Origin of the sequence: Bradyrhizobium sp. ORS 278 (assembly GCF_000026145.1) — a bacterium.
GTDB lineage: Bacteria > Pseudomonadota > Alphaproteobacteria > Rhizobiales > Xanthobacteraceae > Bradyrhizobium.
On the sequence record NC_009445.1, the window covers coordinates 2,207,553 to 2,229,109 of the forward strand.

At 66.1% G+C, this 21,557-nt stretch carries 22 protein-coding genes; 9 read left to right on the forward strand and 13 right to left on the reverse strand.

Going from position 1 to position 21,557, the window contains the following annotated elements:
• Window positions 1-83 precede the first annotated feature (83 nt).
• The 7 genes from BRADO_RS09745 to BRADO_RS09775 are packed head-to-tail and all read right to left on the reverse strand — an operon-like array spanning window position 84 to window position 6,610.
• Window positions 84-1,307, reverse strand: coding sequence for a phosphopentomutase (locus BRADO_RS09745; protein WP_011925148.1), 1,224 nt, complete (start codon window positions 1,305-1,307; stop codon window positions 84-86).
• A complete protein-coding gene (locus tag BRADO_RS09750; protein ID WP_011925149.1) occupies window positions 1,295-2,239 on the reverse strand; it encodes a beta-xylosidase in 945 nt (314 codons plus the stop codon). Before BRADO_RS09750 ends, BRADO_RS09745 begins: the two co-directional genes overlap by 13 nt.
• Window positions 2,236-3,000, reverse strand: a complete 765-nt coding sequence (locus BRADO_RS09755) for a TIGR04290 family methyltransferase (protein WP_011925150.1) — start codon at window positions 2,998-3,000, stop codon at window positions 2,236-2,238. The genes BRADO_RS09750 and BRADO_RS09755 overlap by 4 nt, the downstream gene beginning before the upstream one ends.
• Window positions 2,997-3,797, reverse strand: coding sequence for a nucleotidyltransferase family protein (locus BRADO_RS09760; RefSeq protein ID WP_011925151.1), 801 nt, complete (start codon window positions 3,795-3,797; stop codon window positions 2,997-2,999). The genes BRADO_RS09755 and BRADO_RS09760 overlap by 4 nt, the downstream gene beginning before the upstream one ends.
• Window position 3,798: 1 nt before the next feature.
• Entirely contained in the window at window positions 3,799-4,899 is a 1,101-nt protein-coding gene (locus BRADO_RS09765; RefSeq protein WP_011925152.1) for a glycosyltransferase, read from the reverse strand.
• Window positions 4,896-5,492, reverse strand: a complete 597-nt coding sequence (locus BRADO_RS09770; protein WP_041756304.1) for a histidine phosphatase family protein — start codon at window positions 5,490-5,492, stop codon at window positions 4,896-4,898. The genes BRADO_RS09765 and BRADO_RS09770 overlap by 4 nt, the downstream gene beginning before the upstream one ends.
• A gap of 2 nt (window positions 5,493-5,494) precedes the next feature.
• Window positions 5,495-6,610, reverse strand: a complete 1,116-nt coding sequence (locus BRADO_RS09775) for an inositol-3-phosphate synthase (RefSeq protein ID WP_011925154.1) — start codon at window positions 6,608-6,610, stop codon at window positions 5,495-5,497.
• Between the two features lie 311 nt (window positions 6,611-6,921).
• On the opposite strand from BRADO_RS09775, the gene BRADO_RS09780 reads away from it, so the two are divergent.
• Window positions 6,922-7,197, forward strand: coding sequence for a hypothetical protein (locus tag BRADO_RS09780; RefSeq protein WP_011925155.1), 276 nt, complete (start codon window positions 6,922-6,924; stop codon window positions 7,195-7,197).
• Here the strand turns inward: BRADO_RS09780 and BRADO_RS34935 are convergent.
• Complete coding sequence (locus BRADO_RS34935; RefSeq protein ID WP_157872538.1) at window positions 7,134-7,976, reverse strand: hypothetical protein; 843 nt, start codon at window positions 7,974-7,976, stop codon at window positions 7,134-7,136. The two genes, BRADO_RS09780 and BRADO_RS34935, sit on opposite strands and share 64 nt — an antisense overlap.
• A 145-nt stretch (window positions 7,977-8,121) precedes the next feature.
• Window positions 8,122-8,916, reverse strand: a complete 795-nt coding sequence (locus BRADO_RS09785; RefSeq protein WP_011925157.1) for a Crp/Fnr family transcriptional regulator — start codon at window positions 8,914-8,916, stop codon at window positions 8,122-8,124.
• A gap of 251 nt (window positions 8,917-9,167) precedes the next feature.
• On the opposite strand from BRADO_RS09785, the gene BRADO_RS09790 reads away from it, so the two are divergent.
• Together BRADO_RS09790 and BRADO_RS09795 are read left to right on the forward strand one after the other, a co-directional pair.
• On the forward strand, window positions 9,168-9,440 hold the full coding sequence (locus BRADO_RS09790) for a hypothetical protein (protein ID WP_011925158.1): 273 nt from the start codon (window positions 9,168-9,170) through the stop codon (window positions 9,438-9,440).
• A gap of 99 nt (window positions 9,441-9,539) precedes the next feature.
• Window positions 9,540-10,055: a GNAT family N-acetyltransferase gene (locus BRADO_RS09795; RefSeq protein WP_011925159.1), complete on the forward strand. Its 516-nt coding sequence runs from the start codon at window positions 9,540-9,542 to the stop codon at window positions 10,053-10,055.
• 84 nt (window positions 10,056-10,139) lie between these two features.
• On the opposite strand, the gene BRADO_RS09800 is transcribed toward BRADO_RS09795, so the two are convergent.
• The 3 genes from BRADO_RS09800 to BRADO_RS09805 all read right to left on the reverse strand — a co-directional run bounded on the left by BRADO_RS09800 (window position 10,140) and on the right by BRADO_RS09805 (window position 11,634).
• On the reverse strand, window positions 10,140-11,030 hold the full coding sequence (locus tag BRADO_RS09800; protein ID WP_041756305.1) for a hypothetical protein: 891 nt from the start codon (window positions 11,028-11,030) through the stop codon (window positions 10,140-10,142).
• Between the two features lie 8 nt (window positions 11,031-11,038).
• The gene (locus BRADO_RS35870; protein WP_011925161.1) at window positions 11,039-11,167 is read right to left on the reverse strand and encodes a hypothetical protein; all 129 of its coding nucleotides are present in this window, start codon (window positions 11,165-11,167) and stop codon (window positions 11,039-11,041) included.
• Window positions 11,168-11,388: 221 nt separating this feature from the next.
• Entirely contained in the window at window positions 11,389-11,634 is a 246-nt protein-coding gene (locus BRADO_RS09805) for a DUF3551 domain-containing protein (protein ID WP_011925162.1), read from the reverse strand.
• Between the two features lie 279 nt (window positions 11,635-11,913).
• Between BRADO_RS09805 and BRADO_RS09810 the strand changes: the two genes are divergently transcribed.
• From BRADO_RS09810 to BRADO_RS09820, 3 genes are all read left to right on the forward strand, one after another.
• Window positions 11,914-12,975, forward strand: coding sequence for a YihY/virulence factor BrkB family protein (locus BRADO_RS09810; RefSeq protein ID WP_011925163.1), 1,062 nt, complete (start codon window positions 11,914-11,916; stop codon window positions 12,973-12,975).
• Between the two features lie 185 nt (window positions 12,976-13,160).
• Window positions 13,161-14,681: an ATPase domain-containing protein gene (locus BRADO_RS09815; RefSeq protein WP_011925164.1), complete on the forward strand. Its 1,521-nt coding sequence runs from the start codon at window positions 13,161-13,163 to the stop codon at window positions 14,679-14,681.
• Complete coding sequence (locus BRADO_RS09820; RefSeq protein ID WP_011925165.1) at window positions 14,671-16,368, forward strand: response regulator; 1,698 nt, start codon at window positions 14,671-14,673, stop codon at window positions 16,366-16,368. Before BRADO_RS09815 ends, BRADO_RS09820 begins: the two co-directional genes overlap by 11 nt.
• A gap of 41 nt (window positions 16,369-16,409) precedes the next feature.
• Here the strand turns inward: BRADO_RS09820 and BRADO_RS09825 are convergent, their stop codons facing one another.
• Complete coding sequence (locus BRADO_RS09825) at window positions 16,410-17,810, reverse strand: amidase (RefSeq protein ID WP_041756306.1); 1,401 nt, start codon at window positions 17,808-17,810, stop codon at window positions 16,410-16,412.
• Between the two features lie 234 nt (window positions 17,811-18,044).
• Here BRADO_RS09825 and BRADO_RS09830 point away from each other — a divergent pair, with 234 nt between their 5' ends.
• The 3 genes from BRADO_RS09830 (at window position 18,045) to BRADO_RS09840 (ending at window position 21,555) form a co-directional block, all read left to right on the forward strand.
• Window positions 18,045-20,057, forward strand: coding sequence for a PAS domain-containing protein (locus BRADO_RS09830; RefSeq protein WP_011925167.1), 2,013 nt, complete (start codon window positions 18,045-18,047; stop codon window positions 20,055-20,057).
• Window positions 20,058-20,165: 108 nt separating this feature from the next.
• On the forward strand, window positions 20,166-20,636 hold the full coding sequence (locus tag BRADO_RS09835) for a DoxX family protein (RefSeq protein WP_011925168.1): 471 nt from the start codon (window positions 20,166-20,168) through the stop codon (window positions 20,634-20,636).
• 181 nt (window positions 20,637-20,817) lie between these two features.
• Window positions 20,818-21,555: a thioredoxin family protein gene (locus BRADO_RS09840; protein ID WP_011925169.1), complete on the forward strand. Its 738-nt coding sequence runs from the start codon at window positions 20,818-20,820 to the stop codon at window positions 21,553-21,555.
• Window positions 21,556-21,557: the final 2 nt, after the last annotated feature.

Consider the following 21,557-nt stretch of genomic DNA (forward strand, 5'->3'; position numbering starts at 1 on the left):
CCGTGTGAGAAGCGGCGCAATGAATGTTGGTTCCTACGTCACGTACAAACAATAATTTCTCTAACCTACATCAATAATGTACATCAGGCGCCGTTCGGCCAGAACGAGTTTCCATGACGCGTGGGCGGCAGCTGCAGATGCTGAGCGATAGTGGCGCCCGTGTCTGCGAAGCTCGTGCGCGCTCCGATCGATCCAGCGCTCCGACCATTGACAATCAGCACGGGAACGCGCTCCCTTGTGTGGTCGGAGCCGCTCCAGCTTGGATCGCAGCCGTGGTCGGCCGTGATGACGAGGAGATCGTCGTCGCGCAGCGCGTCCAACAGCTCGGGAAGTCGCGCATCGAACGCTTCGAGCGCGGAGGCATAGCCGGCGACATCACGGCGATGGCCGTAGAGCGTATCGAAGTCGATGAAGTTGGCGAACAGCAGGCCGCCGTCGTCGAGCGCATCGAGACCCTCAAGCATGCGCGTGAACAGCGTGTCGTTGCTGTCGCCCTTGAGATTGTGGCCAGTGCCGCGATGCGCAAAGATGTCGGCGATCTTTCCAATCGTGACAACGTGGCGCCGCTCTGCGGTGGCAAGATCGAGGATCGTGGGTTCAGGGGGCGGCACGGCGTAATCGCGGCGATTCGCCGTCCGCCTGAAACCGGAGGCTGAACGTCCGACGAAGGGGCGCGCGATCACGCGACCGATGTTGAAGCGATCGACCAGCGGCCGTGTCGCCTCGCACAGTCGATAGAGCCGATCGAGACCGAACGCCTCTTCATGCGCCGCGATCTGGAACACGGAATCGGCGGACGTATAGCAGATGGGTTGCCCCGTCTGCAGATGAGCCTCGCCCAGATCGGAAATGATGTCGGTGCCCGAGGCATGCCGGTTACCGAGGATGCCCGTCAGTCCGGCCGACGCGCAGAGCTGGTCGATCAGGTCGGGCGGAAAGGCGGGAACGGTCTTCGGGAAATAGCCCCACTCGAAGGGAACGGGCACGCCGGCGATTTCCCAATGTCCCGATGGCGTGTCCTTGCCGCGCGACCGTTCACTGGCGCAACCGAACGCGGCACCTGCGCCGGCTTTTTGCTGCAGGCCTGGCGGCCGCCGGCCGGTCGCATGTTCGCAGGCCTCGCCGAGCCCCAGCGCAGCGAGATGGGGCAGCTGTAACGGTCCCTGGCGCTGATCGCTGTCCGCTTGGCCGGCCGCGCAGGCCTCGGCGATGTGGCCGACGGTGTCCGCGCCCTCGTCGCCGTAACCGGCCGCGTCCGGCGCGCCGCCGATGCCGACAGAGTCCATCACCACGATCAAGGCGCGCATGGCAGCGACTCCGGAACCGCAGGGGGCGGAGCGGCCGCGCCGGTCGTCGCACAATAGCGCAGGATCATGCCGGCGCAGAAATCGGCGAACTCGTTGACGTCGAGTGGCGGGCTGGTGTGATGCGGAGCGATGCCGCGATGCTCCGGCGTGAAGCAGAACGTCACGGTGACGTCGAACTCCGCCAGCGCCTCCATCTGGCGATCGAACCAGGCGAGCGCGTTGGGGCGGAAGCTGTCGGCCCAGGACAGTCCGGTTCTTACGTGCCGGACACCGAGCCGGCGCAGCCAGCGCACAGCGTCATCCAAGCGATGATCCTCGAAGTGAAACCATTGGCAGAGACCCATGCCATGCGCATGCTCGGGAAACATCTCGGCTGCCAGCTTCGGCGAGCCGTCCTCGCGCAAGAGGCCCATGTGGAAGTGCCGATAGTAGGACGAGCCTTCGGCCTCCTTGTGGCGCGTCGTCGCCTCCCAGGCGGTTGGAAGATCGTAGAGGCTGTACCAATGGATGCGCGGTGCGCGACCGTTGAGCAACTCGGCCGTCCGTTGCAGGCCCCAGGCCTGCACCTCGTCGGCGCCGAACGAGGACACGCCGACCTCGGTGACCCACACCGGCACCGATACGAGCGCCTGAATCTCGGCGAGCTTCGCGGGCCATTCGTCGATCTTCCAGAGATTCCAGTCCAGCGGGAAGCCGTGTACCGCCACCGCATCGACGTGATCGAGCACGCCGCGCGCCTTCATGTTGTTGATGAAGGCAGGATCGATCGGCGAGATGCCGCCAAGCACACGCGGCAGCGTCGCGTGCGCCGAACGGATCGCCTTGCCGGTCGCGATCGCGGTCTCCGCAAAGCGCCCCCAGTCCGGATCGAGCTGCAGGTCCCAGTGCGATTTGTTGTTCGGCTCGTTCCAGATCTTCGCCGCCTCGATCATCTCTCACCTCGCGCTGGATAGACGGGACCGTCCTGCTGTGGTCGCGGCACCTTGCGGCACAGATAGACCTCCTCCTCGGGATGGGCGAGGATCGCAAAGCCGGCGCTGCGCAGCATGGCTTCGACGCAGGCGCGGTTCGGCGCCCACCAATTGGTGGGGTCATCGGCATATTTGTGCTCGATGAAATGCAGTTTGGGATAGCCTGGACTGTCGAAAGGACTGGTCGTCCAGAAATCATAGTTGCGCGCGATCTCGTCGATCTCGGCGGAGCCGCGCTGCATCGACTGGAACAGCAGCTGATCGCCGACCACGTGCTCGCGGATCAGATCGAGCGCGAGCAGCGGATGACGCAGATGGTAGAGCACGCCCATGAAGATCACGAGATCGAAGGTCTCGCCGAGCTGTCCGACGTCATAGGTCGAGAGCTTTCGGAATTCGATGTCCAGTCCGTTGACGTCGGCGGCGAAGCGCGCCTGCGCCAGATAATCGTCGTCGGTGTCGAGGCCGAGCACGCGCATCGCGCCGCGGCGCTTCATCTCCATGGCGTAGAAGCCAGCATTGCAGCCGATGTCGAGCACGGACTTGCCGGTGAGATCATCCGGGATAATGTCGGCGAAGCGCCGCCACTTCACGTTCGGATAGTCGCCGAGGAAGTGCGCGGGCGCGGTCGGCACGCCCCTCAGGTCGAGGTTGTGAAACCACGGCCCGAGCGCATCCACCCGGCGGCGGATCTCATCGCGCGAGAGCACGTCGCTCGTCATGCTCCTGCTCCGTCAAGAGTTGGAAGGACCTCCCTGCGGACAGCAGCGCGCACGGTCGGCCGCGGCCCGCCGCTGTCCTGTGACGCGGCGAGCAGTGCGATCGCCGTGCGGTAGCCGTTCATCGTGCCGACATCGACATAGGCCTCGCCCGCCTTGATGCCGACGCCGGCGCCGCCGGCGGCGAGATAGCTGTTCACCAGAGTGCCGAAATATTCGTCGCTGCGGCCACGGGTCTCCCACAGCGTGTTCAGATCGTTGAAGCCGCGAGACGACATGCGGAACGCGCCCCAGATCCACTTGGACGTCGCGTCGCGCTGTTTGACCTGGATTTGAATCACGGCCTCGCCGTCGAGCACGACGGCATCGAAGAACTCCGGATGCTCGACGGGAAACAGCAGGAATGACAGGTCGGCATCGGGCAGGCCGGCCAGCGCGGCTTTCGGAAACCAGACGGTATCGGGCAAGCCGACCAGCACATCGTCGCGGTCACCGATCACGGTCGAAGCGCGGAAGACGGCGTCGCACAGGCCGGCGGCCTCGGGCTGAACGACATAGGCGAGACGCGCACCGCCATAACGATCGCCGAAATATTCCAGGATGTCGGACTTGCCCGGCGAGATCACGAAGCAGATCTTGTCGGCACCGCCGAGGATCAGCCGCTCGACGAGATATTCCGAGACGGCGCATGGCCGCTCGATGCCGCCGTCGCTGCGGCTGCCGACCGGCAGCAGCTCCTTGGAAAATGCCAAGGGCTGAATGCGGCTGCCGCGGCCGGCGGCTGGGACGATGCCCCACATGTCAGGCCTCCTGTGTCGTGAATGTCGGTTCGCGCCGGACTGTCCGCTCGAACAGGCTGATCATCTCGCTCGCGCGCTTCTGCGAGCTGTGTTCGTCGAGCGTGCGTTGCTGGGCGCGGGCTGCGAGGCGCGCCAGCTCGCTCTCGTCACGCGCGAGCGCATCGAGCGTGTCCTGCGCACGGCCTGCCAGGATGATCTCCGCATCCGGTGTGAAGAATTGCTCGATGCCCTCCCAGCTGTCGCTGAGCAGCGGGACGCCGCACGCGGCTGCCTCGAACAACCGTCCCGACGGGCACCAGCCCATCTCGGCCATCGCGCGGCGCGTCACGTTGAGCGTCAGCCGCGACGATGCGAAGAACGCGGCGTGCTCGGCGGGCGGCAGGTGGCGGACGAAATAGATGTTGGACGACCAGGGAAAATCCTGCGGATATTGGGCGCCGCCGATCAGGAAGCGCAGGTCGCCGCGCGCGCGCGCTGGATCCACGAACAATTCCTCGACTGCGGCCTGGCGATCGGCCGAATATGTTCCGAGATAGGACAGCGCAGCCCGGTAATGCGGCTGTGGCGCGACCGGCCGGTGCACGTCGGGATCGACATGGCCGTAGAGCGGCGCGATCTCGCGGGCGCCGAGCCGGTTGCGATACTCCTCGACGAGCCGCGGCCCGCCGGTGAAGCTGAGCACGAGGTCGAAATCGGAAAGGCCGCGCGGACCGATATAGGACAGGGTATCTCCAGCCCTCAGACGCTCCAGTGTGACCGGCGTGTCGAGATCGTAGAACACCTTCAGTCCGCGTGCCTGATCGAGGATGAGTGCCGTGACCTCATGTCCGTCCGGACAATAGGAGGTCAGGACGGCAGCATCCGCGTCGCGAATCTCGGCGCCGGCGATCGCCTCACAATCCTGCCATGACCGGTAGAGCACCAGGCGGCCGCCGGTAAGCTCCGCCATGTCGCGATGATCAGCGTAATAGGGCACGTCGCGCTCGAAGAACACCACGCGATGTCCGGCGCGGATCAGGTTCTTGCACAGCCCGCGCCACAACGTGGCGTGACCATTGCCCCAGGATGACGAGATGGTCAGGCCGAAAATGACGATCTTCACGCCGGCGCCTTCTGGTTGGCTTGCTCAAGCTTGATGCCCGTGGAGTCCGCGACCAGCGTGCTGATGCTGGCTGGGGCGACCTCGACCGAATGGAAGTCATCGAGCGCGATCCGCGCGACATGCATGATGGTGGCGCGAATCGGCTCGGCATGGCTGACGAGCACGATGCATTCACCGCTGCGCGCGCGGCAAAGTTGGTCGATGTGAGACACGATCCGCTGTTGCACGGCCGCCATGCTCTCGCCATTCGGCGGCATGCTCGATCCGCGCTTCTCATTCCATCGCTGCCAGACCGGATCGGCCTCGAGCTCGGCGAAGCCGCGGCCGGTCCAGTCGCCGGCGTCAAGCTCGTCCAGCGCCGGCGCAATCTCGACAGGCAGACGGCAATGGCGGGCGATGATATCGGCGGTCTGCAGTGCGCGCAGCTGCGGGCTCGACTGGATCAGCGAGGGGTTTGGATCAATCAGCGAGGCGCAGATCTCGACCTCGCGGCAACCCTGATCGTCCAGCTCGACCCCAGGCATCCGACCGCAGAGAATACGGCCGAGCAGAGGATGATGCCCGTGCCGGATCAGATGAATGGTTGTCGTCATGATCAGCCTTCAGCCGCGTCGTCGAGAGGTACATCGTCGATGAAGGCGCGTGTCCTGCGTCTCGCCTCCTCGTCGGTGAACTGCAGGGGCGGCGACTTCATGAAATAGCTGGACGGGCCGGTGAGCGCGCCGCCGATGCCGCGATCCATGGCCAGCTTGGCGCAGCGGACGGCGTCGATCACGACGCCCGCGGAGTTCGGCGAATCCCACACCTCCAGCTTCAACTCGGCACTCAGCGGCACGCCGCCGAACGTCGTGCCCTCGAGGCGGATGTAGGCGAGCTTGCGGTCGGTCAGCCAGGGCACGTGGTCGCTCGGGCCGACATGGACATTGTCGGCGTCCAGCGGCACCTCGAACTGGCTGGTCACAGCCTGCGTCTTCGAGATCTTCTTGGAGCTGAGCCGCTCGCGCTCAAGCATGTTCTTGAAATCGGTGTTGCCGCCGACATTGAGCTGATAGGTGCGGTCGAGCCGGACACCCCGCTCGCGGAACAGGTTGGCGAGCATGCGGTGAACGATGGTGGCGCCCACCTGGCTCTTGATATCGTCGCCGACAATGGGCAGGCCGGCCTGCTCGAAGCGCTCGCGCCAGGACGGATCGGAGGCGATGAAGACGGGAATGCAGTTGACGAAGCCGCATCCGGCCTCGAGGGCGCGCGCGGCATAGAACTCTGTCGCCTGCTGTGCGCCGACCGGCAGATAGGACACGACGATGTCCGTGCGCGAGCGCTTCAGCACATCGGTGACGTCGGCTTCGGGCGCATCCGCAACCGGGACGTCGTCCTCGAGGTAGCGTCCGATGCCGTCGAGCACGGGACCGCGTGCGACAGTGACGCCGGTCTCGTCCACGGGCGCAAAGCGGAACGTGTTGTTGGGTCGTGCCCAGATCGCGTCGGCGACATCGCGGCCGACTTTGCCGGCGTGGACATCGAACGCCGAGGCAATCTCGACGTCGCTGATGTGATAGCCGCCGACTTCCGCATTCATCAGCCCGGGAACAGGCTCGTTGGATGTCGCATGACGATAGTAGCTGAGGCCCTGGATCAAGGAGCTGGCGCAGTTGCCGACCCCGACGACACCGACACGGACGCGGCGTCTGTCTTGAACACGGGAGTGCATCGGGTGTCGTCCTCCGGTGGCGGCGTGATGACGTCACGCGAATGAAACCTAAGTACGTCGGCGAACGTGCCCAAGGTATGTTCGTTCCTGTTGGCGCGGCCTTCGTCCGCCGTGTGGCGGTGATTAGCGGCAAAAACAGCGGAAAAGCTGATCTACATTAGAAACCGCACGCATCGCTCAGGAACGATGTTCTTCAATGATGAAGAAGCTCGAAGCATCCGCGGCGCTTTTGATCCACGAACGATTTGCACGCTCTGGCGTTTGATGAGCAGCGAGGCGTCAGCCTCGTAAGTTCTATGAGGAGGTCCGCCATGAGCGAGAGCGCAACCACCACCGACCATAAGAAAATCCGCAAATGGGCCGAGGAGCGCGACGGTCGTCCGTCAACCGTGGCAGCGACGGAAGAGGACGGTCATGCAGGCATTCTGCGCATCGACTTCGGGCCCAAGGAGAAGGCTCTGGATGAGATCGGCTGGGACGAGTTCTTCCGCAAGTTTGACGAATCCGAGCTTGCATTTCTTCATCAGGATCGCACCAAGGACGGGAAGATCAGCCGGTTCCACAAGTTCGTCCGTCGCCACGGGTGAGCGAGCCGCAGGGTCATAGTCCGATCGAGAACGATTGGGTCGCCGCGATGCGGGCGCAGCAGTTTGCCCGAGCCTGGACGATCGCTGATCGTGATCTGGCCACACTGCGCATGAGCGGCCCCGCGAAGCACGAGGGGCCGCGTCACCTGCAGAGGATCTGGCGCGGCGAGGAGCTCGCCGGCCGGACCGTTCTGGTGCGTTGCTATCACGGCCTCGGCGATACGATTCAGTTCGCCCGTTTCCTGCCTGCGCTTTCGCGGGTCGCACGCGAGGTCATCGTCTGGTGCCAGCCGCCGCTGTGCGGCCTGATCGGACGGATGCCGGGCGTCGGGCGCGTGCTTCCCTTGCACGAGAGTGCGCCGGATGTCGACTTCGATGTCGATATCGAGATCATGGAGCTTGCGCATGCGCTCCGGGCGGACACGGACGACGTCCGCATGCGAGGTCCGTATCTTGCGGCGGTGGGGCCTCCAGTGTCGCTCACCAGGCATGCGGGGCTGTCCGTCGGCCTGGTATGGCGTGTCGGAAATTGGGACAGGCGGCGCGAGCTGCCGGCCAGCCTTGTTCGAACGCTCGTGAGCCCCGGCGTGGTTGCATATTCCTTGCAGCCCGATCTCGACGCAACAGAGGTCGCTGAGGTCGGCGCGCACGATGTCAGTAGCCCCGACATCGAGGTGCTCGCCGGCACGCTGCGTGCGCTTGATCTTGTCATCACGGTGGACACGATGGTGGCGCATCTGGCGGGTGCGCTCGGATGCGAGACGTGGATCATGCTGCATGCCGCATGCGACTGGCGCTGGCCTGCCGCGGGGCAACGGACCTATTGGTATCCGCGAGCGCGGTTGTTTCACCAGCGTCATCCCGGAGACTGGTCCGGGGTCGTCGCGGAGCTTGCACAATGTCTTCGGGAACGTGTCGCTGCGATCAGCCCGGTGCGGAAGATTCGAGCGGAGAACGCGCGTCCTGCTGGGCGGGGGTTTGGAGATCCAGGGCCGGCGGCTGGCGCAGCATCAGATAGTCCGGCCGGAAGCCGGCCAGCCGGGTCAGCCCGTCCCAATCCGTGACGGTGATCGTGCGCGAATGCCAGTGCAGCAGGGCTCGGCGGCGGAGGTCCTGGATGGTCCGGTTCGCGTGCACCGGCGAGATGCCGCAGATCGCCGCGAGGTCGGACTGCGTGAATGGCGACGCGAAGCGCAGGTCTCGCCCGAGCCCGACGGCCCGCAGCCGCATCGTGATCTCGCAGATCAGATGCGCCACCCGGCTCAGCGAGTCCCGGCTGCCGAGACTGGTGAGCCACGTCCGCAGCGCGGCCGCATCGGCCAGCATCAGCAGAGACAGCGCCTGGGCCAGCCGTGCGGAGTGTGCGCGAGCCTCGCGGAAGAAGCCGTGCGGCACGAACGCCGCCACGGCCGGACTGAGCGCGCAAAGCTGCGCGTTCACCCGCGGCACGATGGTCGTGAAGAGATCGGGCACATCGCCTGGAACGTAGATCGCGGTGATCTGGCCGGCGCCGGCCTCGGTATCCTTCCAGCAGAGATAGCCCTGCAGAAGCAGGCAGCAGGCTGAGGGTTGATCGTCCTTGCGCCAGACCTCCTCATGCGGAACGAAGCTGCGAATGGAGCTGGGCATCCGCGACAGGAGCTCAAGATCGTCGGTGGACAGCTCGATCAGGCTGGTCAGGCGGTCGGCCAGCTTCGTAAACGCAAACCCTGCCTGCATCCGGCGTCGTCCTCATCAGCCGCCGGATCGCCGGCGGCCCCTTCCCACTCACAATGGAGTTCAACATTGGCGGGGTGGATCGTTCCTATTGTTCCCGTTGTGCGCCGTCGTGTCCCCTACGTCGGACCATCAGCCGGTGTAACGGGGAGCGCGGCTCTGCCGCGCTCCTCAGCACGGCTGTCGCGGCCCGCGTTGCACAGTGAGATCCGTCTTGCTAACTTTGCCGTGGGTCGCACGAACGAGAGGCTGCGGTGACGGAGACGGAGAAGGCTGAGCAGGTGGTGGCGGCGTTGCGATCGGCGCAGGCCGCGGCACCTGATGCTGCGCTGCAGATGCTGAACGGCTTGATGGGGCTGGTGCGCAGCCCGAGCGCCGAGCAGCCGTTCGAAACCGAGGAGGCGCGCTCCTCGGCCTTCTTGTCGATCTGCGAGGTCGGCAAGGCGCTGCACCGCGGGAAGCCCACGGAGACATTGTGGCCGGCGGCGGTGTCCGCCAGCGAACGCTGGCTGGCGCTCGCCAAGTGAGTTCGCCAAGTGAGCTCACCAAGTGAATTCGCCAAGTGAATTCGCCAAGTGAATTCGCCAAGTGAGGCAGCTGCCCGCAGCCGGACTGTCCGTCACAAGATGAGCCATCTGCGCGGCAAGAACGGACCGCTCGGCTGGCGCGCGATGAGCTCCGACGATCTCGCCGCGGTCGATGCGATCGCCGCCCGCGTCCACCCTGGCTATCCCGAAGACATGGCGGTGTTTGCTGAGCGGCTGCAGCTTCACGGCGAGGGTTGCCGTGTGCTCGCGGCCGCCACCGTATTAGGCTACGTCATCAGTCATCCCTGGCATCTCGGCGCACCGCCGGCCCTGAATGTCCTAATCGGCGGCATCCCCTCAGTCGCGGCCACTTTTTACATTCACGATCTTGCTTTGCTCCCGGATGCGCGCGGCAGCGGCGCTGCAGCCAGCATTGTGACCGCGCTGACCGCGCACGCGCGTGAGCTGGGGCTGCCGTCATTGTCGCTGGTCGCGGTCAACGGCTCCGCGCCGTTCTGGCGCAAGCAGGGATTTTCAATCGCTGCGGAGCCCGATGACGGCAAGCTGACGAGTTATGGCGCGGACGCGTGTCTGATGAGGCGCGATCTCGCTTGAGTGGGCCGCTTGAGGGCCAATGCCGCCATCCCAACAGCAAACGGCCCGGTCGCCGACCGGGCCGTGGTGTTGTGTCTCGACATCCTATTCCGGCATCGACACCGGGCGTCGCCACATGTCACGCCGCCGGCTGAAGCGGTTGGCATGCAGCATCCAGCCCGACACCGGCTTGCCGTCGCGATGGCGGCCCCCGCTCTCGGCGCCCATCCAGGCAGCGACCGCCCCGAGCAGGAGTGCGGTCGCTACCGAGAAGGCGAGGATGGTCGTGCTCGCGCGGCTTCGCGACAGCGCCGTCTTGGCGTTGGCGATGGTGGTGTCGACCCGGCGCTCGGCGTCGGGACCGGTCAACCCCGTCGTGGCATTGACGAGCTGCACCAGATAGTTGCGATCGTCGGTGCTGACGCCGCTATGGCTCGATGCCGTCAACAGGATGCGTCCCGCCTCGCTGCGCGCCGGCGCCAGCTCTGGGCTGGGCGCACGCCGTGCGGCGCGGAACAGATGATCGAGCTCGTAGCTCAGGACCGACGGCTCGTTGGCGGCCGGCGGGGTGCCGGTCGCATTCGGATGCGTGGCCGCGGACGCCACCATGGCCGCCAACACGGTACCGAGCACGACCGCAAGCGCCCAGGCGGCGATGCCATGCAGACCGTCGCGCTTCTCCGTCTCGTCACTCTCGGCGGGCCCGTAGGGCGCACGGACCCTTCCCGCGACATAGCCGCCGCAGCCGAAGCTGACGAGCGCCTGCAGCACGAGATAGAGCCCCGACAGCAGCCAGAGCGCCACTGACGCATCGCGCCAGGTCGGCGCCGTCGAGCTGACGCCGAGCCCGACCGCCATCGCGAAACTGATGAGGATCGAGGAGACGGCCGCGGCGGTGAGGGCGCCTGCAATGACCGGCGTCCATTGCAGCGTCCAGCTTTCGGTGGTCACGCGCCCGATGGGCGACGTGGCGACCGGCGTAGTTTCCATCGCCATGGGCGTCCTCAGCGCAGGCCGAAGAACGACAGGATGGCCATGACCACAACGATCAAGCCCACCAGATAAATCAGTCCGTCCATGGTTTCCTCCTCCGATACGAAATCCGTGGCCGTATAAGCGACGGCGACGCGCAATGTTCCGCGCGCCAAGCGGCGGCGGAGGAGAGAGTTGCGCGGCGATGCAGCACGTGGCTTGGGCGTGTCTCAACGGAGGGGATCACGGCGAAGCCCCGTGACTTGCAATCGCCTGCGCGGTTCTGGGGTCCGGGGCGGCGGGATCAACACCACCGCCATCCTCATGTCATGGCTGCATCGAATCGATCGCGGCAGCGTCCGGGCGCGTCGAACAAGGGACGTCAGTAGCGGGGATAGTAGCCGCGCTGGCGTGCAAAGGCATAGGCCGGGTTGATGCCGCAGCCGGCGCCAGTCCCGGAGGCGGTGGCGAGACACTGCTGATAGGTGGAGAACTGACAATTGCCGGGATAGCCCCAGCCTCTGCCCTGCAGGCAGAACCGGTCCTGCGCAGCGGAAGCAGGCGAGGTCGCGGCAAAGGCTGTCAGGACGGCGGTGATGGACAGCGAAGCAAAGAGCAGGCGGCGCATAAGTTTATCCTTGCGATGGAAGGTGCCGTTGCAACGCGAGGCTGCACGGGCACGTTCCTCGTCCGCAACATTAACTGTCGTGCCGGCGCAACGCCGATGCGTTCGTTCGTCGCGATGCTGGCTGTGGTGCGTCTCTGACCGGCTGAGGTCGGACCCGGAACATTCGCAGAGTCCTCCGGTTGCTTCATCCGAAAATGAGGGATGCTCGCGATGTTCGGTCGATCGAGGAAATCGAATGAGGAGTCTCTGGACACCACTGGCCTGCTCGCCTCGCGCCGCATGCGGGGGCCGGGAACGGGCGGCATGCTCGCGCTGCTCTGGCTTGCGTTCCTGATCCAATATCTCGACCAGCGCCCCGAGCACACCGACCCTCAGCAGCGCCACGTTTCCGACGACGGCCGCGGCCGCGGCCGTCTCGCCGACTCGCCGTCGGAGATTCCTGCGAAGGGCTGGAAGGATGTTCTGTATCGCGTCTACGAGAACGTCGGCGATCACAGGATCGTCGCGCTCGCCGCGGGCATGACGTTCTACACGCTGCTGGCGATCTTCCCGGCGCTCGCCGCGATGGTCGCGATCTATGGATTGTTCTCCGATCCCGCCAAGATCACCGGCCATCTCGAGCAATTGCAGGGCCTGATGCCCGGAGGCGCGATCGACATCGCACGCGACCAGCTCACGCGGGTGTCGGCCAAAGGCAGCCAGGCGCTTGGCGTCACCTTTCTGGTCAGCCTCGCGATCTCACTGTGGAGCGCGAACGCGGCGATGAAGTCGCTGTTCGATACGCTGAATGTCGTCTATCGCGAGCCCGAGCGACGCGGCTTCATCAAGCTGAACGCGATCTCGCTGCTGTTCACCGGCGGCGCCATCCTGTTCGCACTGCTCGCCATCGCGGCCATCGTCGTGGTGCCGGTGATCTTGCAGTATGTCGGCCTGTCGGATGCGGCCGATCTGCTGTTGCGCATCGGCCGCTGGCCCGCGATCTTCATCTGTGTCTCGCTCGGTCTCGCGCTGATCTACCGCTATGGCCCGGATCGCGAGGAGCCGAAATGGCGCTGGATCAGCTGGGGCAGCGCGCTGGCGGCGGCGCTCTGGCTCGGCGGGTCGGCGCTGTTCTCCTGGTATGCGGCCAACTTCGGCAGTTTCAACGCGACCTACGGTTCGCTCGGCGCGGCCGTCGGCTTCATGACCTGGATCTGGATCTCGGCCATCGTCATCCTTATCGGCGCCGAGCTCGATGCGGAACTGGAGCATCAGACCTTGCGCGATACGACGATGGGCGGGGAGCGGCCGCTCGGAACCCGCGGGGCCACGATGGCCGACACGGTCGGACGGTCGACCTGACGCCGCCATGCTCGCGGGCGCGAGCATCTGAGGCTTCTTCATCACGGCAGCAAGTCAGTCGGGTTCCGCGGGAACCCGACTGGGTTGAATCGTGTTCCTTGTTGGATTGCCGCGGTGCTGGTGGGTCCGACGGTCCGCCCGCGTGGCAACCATTGCCATCTCGTCATTTCACCACGGAGCTTTGCATGACGGAGGAGCTTGCTGGCGGCACTCGCGAGCGCGAGGATCTCTCCCGCATTTCCACCGGAAGCGACGGCCTCGACGATATTCTCGGCGGCGGGCTCGATGCCAATCGGCTCTATCTTTACGAGGGGCGGCCCGGGACCGGCAAGACGACGATCGCGCTGCAGTTTCTCTTGAAGGGCAAGAGTCTCGGCGAGCGGGCGCTCTACATCACGCTGTCCGAAACCAAGCGGGAGCTCGAGGTCGTCGCCGAGCGGCACAGCTGGTCGCTCGACGGCGTCGACGTGTTCGAATTGGTGCCGCCGGAGACGACGCTCGATCCGGAGCGGGAGCTCACCGTGTTTCATCCGGCGGAGGTCGAGCTCAGCGAAACCACCGGCCTGATGTTCAAGGAGGTCGAGCGCATCGATCCCGCACGCGTCGTGATCGACAGCCTGTCCGAGCTCAGGTTGCTCGCGCAGAGCCCGCTGCGCTACCGCCGCCAGGTGCTCGCCTTGAAGCATTTTTTCGCCAAGCGCAACTGCACGGTCATCCTGCTCGATGATCTCTCGTCCTCGCAGGATGACCTGCAACTGCATTCCGTGGCACATGGCGTCGTGATGCTGGAGCAGCTTGCCATCGAATATGGCGCGGAGCGCCGCCGCCTGCGCGTGATCAAGATGCGCGGTATTTCGTTTCGCGGCGGCTTCCACGATTTCACCATCACCGAGGGCGGGTTGCGGATCTTTCCGCGGCTCGTCGCCTCCGAGCATCACCGCTCGTTCCTGGGCGAATACACGTCGAGCGGCAATGCAGAGCTCGATCAGCTGCTCGGCGGCGGGCTCGAACGCGGCACCAACGCATTGCTGATCGGCGCGGCCGGCGTCGGCAAATCATCGGTCGCGCTGAGCTACGCGATCGCCGCGGCCGAACGTGGCGAGCATGCCGTGTTCTTTGCCTTCGATGAGGGGCGCGGCACCGTCGAGGCGCGCGCGCGGACGCTCGGCCTGCCGCTCGAGCGGTACCTCGACTCCGGCTTGATCCGCTTCCAGCAGATCGATCCGGCCGAGCTGTCGCCCGGCGAGTTCGGCGCCATCGTCCGGCGCAGCGTCGAAGGCGACCATGCCCGCGTCATGATCATCGACAGCCTCAACGGCTATCTCAATGCGATGCCGGACGAGCGCTTCTTAATTCTGCAGATGCACGAGCTCTTGAGCTATCTCGGCCAGCAGGGCGTCCTGACCGTCCTCGTCCTTGCCCAAAACGGTTTGGTCGGGCCGATGGAGACGCCGCTGGACATCAGCTATCTCAGCGACGCGGTGCTGATGCTGCGCTACTTCGAGGTTGCCGGGACCGTGCGCCGCGCTCTGTCCGTGGTCAAGAAGCGCAGCGGCTATCACGAGCATACGATCCGGGAGTTTCGCTTGAGCGCCAAGGGAATCACCCTCGGTCCGCCGCTGACCGATTTCAGCGGAATCTTCCTTGGCAATCCGCGCTTCTCCGGCGCCGTGATCCCCGATGTGGACAAGCGAGATGAGCACTGAGCAGGATCAGCGCGTTCTCCTCTTCGCGCCGATCGGGCGCGATGGTCCGGCCTCCGCGGAGCTGCTACGGAGCGCGAGGATCGATACGCAGATCTGCTCCGCCCTTACCGAGCTCGTCCATGAGTTGAGCGCGGGCGTCAGCGTGGTCGTGGTGGCGGAGGAGGGGCTGTTCGCGAGAGACACGGCGCCGCTCACCGAGTGGGTCGAGCGGCAGCCCGCGTGGTCCGATCTCCCGTTCATCGTGCTGACAAGCCATCGGGACCAACCCGCGGTCGTCGCCTGGCGCCGCAGCCTGGTGCGCGCGCTGCGCAACGTGTCGCTGCTGGAACGGCCGATCCAGCCGATCACGCTCCTGAGCGCGGTGCAATCGGCGATGCGGGCCAGGCGTCGCCAGTATGAAATCCGCGCACTGATTCACGCACGTGAACAGGCCGCGCAGGAGCTCGAGCGACTGGTGGTGGAGCGCACCCGCGCGCTCGCCGAGTCCAACGAACACCTCCGCCTGGAGATGGCCGAGCGCGCGCGCGTCGAGGAGACCTTGCGTCAGGCCCAGAAGATCGAGGCCATCGGCCGGCTGACCGGCGGCGTCGCGCATGATTTCAACAATCTGCTGATGGTGATCTCGGGCGGGCTCGACATGCTGGACCGCCAGGCCGATCCGGCGCGCCGCCGCCGCCTGATGGACGGCATGATCCAGGCGGCGCAGCGTGGCGCCAGCCTGACCCGCCAGCTGCTCGCCTTTTCCCGCCGGCAGGAGCTGAAGCCCGAGCCGGTCGACATCGCCCGCCAGATCGGCGGCATGCGCGAGCTGCTCGATCGCAGCCTGCGCGGCGATGTGCACGTGCAGTTCGAGTTTCCGGAGGACCTCTGGCCGGTCGAGGTCGATCCCGGTGAGCTCGAGCTTGTCGTGCTCAACCTCGCGGTCAACGCGCGGGATGCGATGCCGACCGGCGGCACCATCGTGGTGCACGGCGAGAACCTGCCGAATTGGCGGGACGATGAGGTCGCAGGCGACTACGTCCGGCTGTCGGTGATCGACTCCGGGACCGGCATGACGGAGGAGGTCCGGGCACGCGTGTTCGAGCCGTTCTTCACGACCAAGGACATTGGCAAGGGCTCGGGTCTCGGTCTGGCCCAGGTGTACGGCTTCGCGAAGCAGTCCCGCGGCTCCGTCTGCATCGAGTCCGAGCTCGGGCGCGGCTCCGCGATTTCGCTCTACCTGCCGCGGTCGGAGCATGCCGCCTCGGGCGTCCAGCCGCACCTCCTCGATCTGCAGCGACCGAGATCGCGCCTTCACGACGAGGGGCGCGTTCTTCTGGTCGAGGATGACGACGAGGTTGCGGCGCTGGTCAGCGAGATGCTGCGCCAGCTCGGTTATGACGTGACCCGCGCCTCGAGCGCCGCCGCGGCGCTCGGCGCGCTCGCCGACGGACGTCCGGTCGATCTCGTCTTCTCCGATGTCATGATGCCCGGGGGCATGAACGGGGTCGAGCTCGCGCGCGAGATCCAGCGGCGGCGGGTCGACATGCCGATCCTGCTCACCAGCGGCTATTCGGGAGCTGCGGTTCACGCCGCCAGGGAAGCGGGCGTCCGCATCCTGTCAAAGCCTTACCGGATCGACGAGCTGGCGGCGGCGATCGATGCGGCAAAAATGGAGAGCGAATGGAGCCGCGCGCGCAGCTCCTGAACCCGCGCGGCCCTCTCATGTGCTGACGTGATGCCGGACGCTTACGATAGCGTCGGCGCCGCCTCGGCGGCGGCATGCTCGACCGCAGCGGCCGCATCCAGCACGAGATCCTCGCGGAAGCGCGGTCCCACGATTTGAACGCCGATCGGAATGCCCTCGTGCACGCCCGTCGGCACGCTGATCGACGGCAGCCCGAGATACGCGGTCGCGAACAGGAAGACGTGCGAGCGATACAGCCGGTCGACGCTGGCGTCGCTGTCGAGATCGACGCCATAGGGCAGCGCCGTCTCCATCGCCACGGGGCAGAGTACCAGCGGGTGCTCCTGCATGAACAGCTGCCAGCGCCGCAGATAGGTCGCGCGCGCCGAAGACGCCTTGATCAGTCCGGTGACGTCGAGCTCAGGCGTGCGGTTCATCATCAGCGCGAAGGCGCGCCGCGCCAGCGCGTCGCCATGCTGCTCCACTTGCGAAGCCAGCGTCACGCGCGCCTCGCCTTGTGCGAAATCATTCCAGGCCTGCGCAGCGGCGGCGACATCCGGCGGATCGCGCCACGTCACCTCATAGCCTGCGCGGTGCAGGATCGCCGCGGCCTTGCGCACGGCCGCCTCGACCTCCGGCGCCATGCCGACGCCCGCGGGATCGAGGCAGGCGGCGACGCCGGGATGATCGATGCGCGGGCCCTCGAGCGGCATCGCGACGTGCCAGGGATCGCGCGGATCGGGCGCGGCCATCGCGGCCAGCGCCAGCCTTGCGTCTTCGACGTTGCGCGTGATCGCGCCCTGCACCGAGATCAGCTGCAGCGACAATTGCCGCTCGGACGGCGCGGTGCCGTTGAATGCCGGCACGCGGCCGAAGGATGGGCGCAGGCCCACGGTGCCGGTGCAATAGGCCGGATAGCGGATCGAGCCGCCGCCGTCATTGCCATGTGCGATCGCGCACATGCCGGTCGCCGCTGCGACCGCCGCGCCGCCGCTGGAGCCGCCCGGCGTGCGGCCGGGCCGCCACGGGTTGAGCGTGCGGCCGTGCAGCTCGTTGTCGGTGAACCAGCGCATCGAGAATGCCGGCGTGTTGGTGCGGCCGATGATCACGGCGCCCGCCTTGCGCAGATTGGCGACGACCGGCGCGTCGTCCGCGGCGATGTTGTCCTTGAAGGCGACGACGCCGTTGGTGGTCGGCAGGCCCTTCTGGTCGACATTGATCTTGGTCGTCACCGGCACGCCGTGCAGCGGCCCCAGCGTGGTCCCCGCGGCCACCATGCGGTCAGCGAGGTCGGCCGCCGCGAGCGCCTCCTCCGCCTGCACCGAGACCACGGCGTTGAACTCGGGATTGACCGCGCCGATGCGGTCGAGACAGGCCGTCACGGCCTCGCGACTCGTGACCTCTTTGTTGCGGATGGCGGATGCGAGTTGCGTGGCCGACCAGCGCCACAGCGGGGTATCCATGCGAAGCGAACCTTTGTGATCCAAACCAATGATTCAGCCGCGAAGCAGGGCGCGCAGCCCCAGCGTCACGTCCTAACCGCGCGAGCATAGGTGACTCGGCGGCCATGGGCGAAAAATTGTGTTCCTCTGGCGGGAACTTTGCCCTCACGCGGCCGTTACGTCGATGCGTCCGCTCCCGCCTGTCCGCGATGGTGCGCGATGAGGCGGCAATGTCGCTGCCGGCCAGGGGGATGGATGATCAGTCGTGAGTTCGGGCGGACCTTCTGGCGCAATCAGACCTCTGTCGATTACGCGCTTGCGGACCTCGCCGCGGGCCGCCTCGAGGATCATGATTTCCGGCTGCTCGCGGACGGCATTCCCACGCTGTGCTGGATCGCCAATGGCGACGGCTACATCGTCTGGTACAATCGCCGCTGGCACGAATACTGCGGCAGCACGCCGACGCAGATGGAAGGCTGGGGCTGGCAGTCGGTGCACGACCCCGCGCAGCTTCCCTCCGTGATGCAGCGCTGGCAGGCCTCGATCGCCACCGGCGAGCCGTTCGAGATGACGTTTCCGCTGCGCGGCGCCGACGGAGTCTTCCGCCCATTCCTCACCCGGATCCAGCCGATGCGCGACGCCTCGGGCCGGATCCGCCGTTGGTTCGGCGTGAACACCGAAGTGTCGGCGCAGGTCCAGGCCGAGCAGGCGCTGCGCGACAGCGAGACGCAGGCGCGTGCCGATGCGGAGCGCATCCAGCTCGCGCTGGCGGCGGGCGCCATCATCGGCACCTGGGTCTGGGACATCCCCGCCAACCGCTTCACCATCGACGAGAATTTTGCGGTCAATTTCGGTCTCGATCCCGCGCTCGGGCGCGAAGGCCTGAGCCTCGAGCAGGTCACGATGACCGTGCACCCGGACGATCAGGCCGGGCTCGCCGCCGCCATTCAGGACGCCCTGACGCGCGGCGGCGACTACGCGCACCAATATCGCGTCCGCCGTCGCGATGGCCGCTATCACTGGATCGAGGCCAACGGCCGCGTCGAATTGCGCGACGGCAAGCCGGTGCGCTTCCCCGGCGTTCTGCTCGACGTCAACGCGCGTCACGCCGCCGAGGCGGCGCTGCGCGAGACCGAGGAGCGGCTGCGGCTGGCGACCCAGGTCGCCGAGATCGGCTTCTGGGACTACGATCCCGCGACCGGCGTGCTGATCTGGCCGCCACTCGTCCGGGCGATGTTCGGCGTCGCCGAGGACGTGCCGGTCACGATCGCGGACTTCTACGAAGGCCTGCATCCGGACGACCGCGAGCCGACGACGGCCGCCTTCGCCGCCGCCGCCGATCCCGCCCAGCGGGCGCTCTACGACGTCGAGTATCGCACCATCGGCAAGAACGACGGCGCGCTGCGCTGGGTCGCCGCCAAGGGTCGCGGCCTGTTCGACGAGGCCGGTCATTGCGTGCGCCTGATCGGCACGGCGATCGATATCACCGCGCGCAAGACCGCTGAGGCGCGGCTGCGCGATCTCAACGAGCGGCTGGAGGTCGCCAATGAGGAGATCAAGCGCTACGCTCATGTGGTGAGCCACGATCTGCGCGCGCCGCTCGTCAACATCATGGGCTTCGCCCAGGAGCTGCAGAGCCAGCGCGACGAGATGTTCGCCGCCGGGCAGCTGCCCAAGGCCGATCCGCAGCGTGTGCAGGCCGAGCGCGATTTCGACGAGTCGCTGTCCTTCATCCGCGCCGCGACGCAGAAGATGGACGGCCTGATCACCGCCATCCTCAAAGTGTCGCGCCATGGCCAGCAGCCGCTGCATCCCGAGCCGCTCGACATGGAGGCTCTGGTGAGGAAGCTCGCCGATGCCATTCGTCATCAGACCGAGACGGCGGGCGCCGTCATCACCATCGAGCCGTTGCCGTCGCTGGTGGCGGATCCGCTCGCGGTCGGTCAGATCTTCGGCAACCTGCTCGACAATGCGGTCAAATATCTCGATCCCGACCGCCCCGGCCGCATCACGGTCTCTGGCGAGGCGCGCGGCCGTGAGGTGGTCGTCCATGTCGCCGACAACGGCCGGGGCATCCGCCCGGAGGACCAGGCGCGGGTGTTCGAGCTGTTTCAGCGCGCCGGCCAGCGCGACCAGCCCGGCGAGGGCATCGGCCTTGCGCATGTGAAGTCCTTGGTCGGGCGCATGCACGGCAACATCTCGCTGACATCGGAGGCCGGCGTCGGCACGACGTTCACCGTGACCTTGCCGCGCACGCCTGCGAACTAAGCGCGCCCGCAAATCAGTCCTGCGTGGAACGCAGGACGATTTTGATTTGCCGCAACGGCGGCGGCTCTCCTTTCGTCAACATGGCGTCGACGAAAAGGAGATCTATCGATGTGGCTCACCAAGGACGACTTCCGCATCAAGGCGGACAATTTTGATTTGTCGAATGGCCTGAACATTCTTCGCATCATCTGCGGATTGTTTCTGTTTCCGCACGTCGCCGGGAAATTCGCCGGCGGCGCGGTGTCTGCGGCGACAGCCGGCTTCTTCGCCAAGGCCGGCTTTCATCCGCCGGAGGTCTGGGTCGTGCTTGCCGCCGCGTCCGAATGCGCCGCCGGCATCGCTTTGGTCCTCGGCATCTGCACCCGCTTCGCCGCGCTCGGCGCCACCGTGCTGCTGCTGTTCGCCGTCTACGCGCTGCAGGTCGTGAAGGGCTTTGGCTGGACCTGGAATACCGGCGGCTATGAATACCCGGTGTTCTGGGCGATCACCTCGCTCGCGGTCGGCATCGAGGCCTGGAAGGCGCATCTCGTCAAGGCGAGGCCGCGCGTTTCCGTCGTGCCCGCGAGCGCCGGCGCCTGAGCGGCGTACCAGCATCGCACGAGCGAACCCCAGCCGCCCACGGGCGGCTTTTTCCTCGGAGTTGCTGCGGCCGGATTACACGGACCTGCGACACCCAATGCGCCGTAGATAATCATGGAGACATTTGTCGGAAGAGCGGTTGTCGGATCGTCCTCCGAGCGTCCAACCAGGAGGAACTGACATGACCATCCCGAGGATCGTCGATCTTGACGCATGGACCGAGGCGCATCGCGCCCATCTCCTCAAGGAAAAGGCCTTCATGCGGCAACGTGATGCGCTGGCAGCCGAGCGTCGGGCGCTGCCCTGGCTCAGGGTCGAGAAGGATTATCTGTTCCAGGCGCCGCAGGGGTCCGTCAGTCTCGGCGGGCTGTTTCAGGGCCGTAGCCAACTGATCGTCTACCATTTCATGATGGCGCCCGGCGATCCGCACCGCTGTCCCGGTTGCTCCTTCCTGTGCGACCATATTGACGGCGCCAACCAGCATCTCGCCCATCACGACGTCAGCCTGGTCGCCGTATCGCGTGCCCCGCTCGCCGAGATCGTGCCGTTCAAGACGCGGATGGGCTGGGCGTTCGATTGGGTGTCCTCGTACGGAAGCGACTTCAATTTCGACTTCCAGGTCTCGTTCTCTGACGAGCAGATCGCCACGGGACAGGCGATCTACAATTTTGCGCCGCTGCGTCGTGGCTCGCACGAGCTTCCGGGCCTCACCGTATTCACCAGGGACGCGGCCGGCGACATCTTCTGCACATTCCAGGTCCGCTCCCGCGGCGGCGATCCACTGATCGGCGCCTATCATTATCTCGATCTCACGCCCAAGGGCCGCAACGAGACCGGTCGCGGCAATCTCTCGGACTGGGTCCGCCTGCACGACGAATATGAGGATAGCAACACGCGAAGCGGCGATCGCGGGCACTAGTC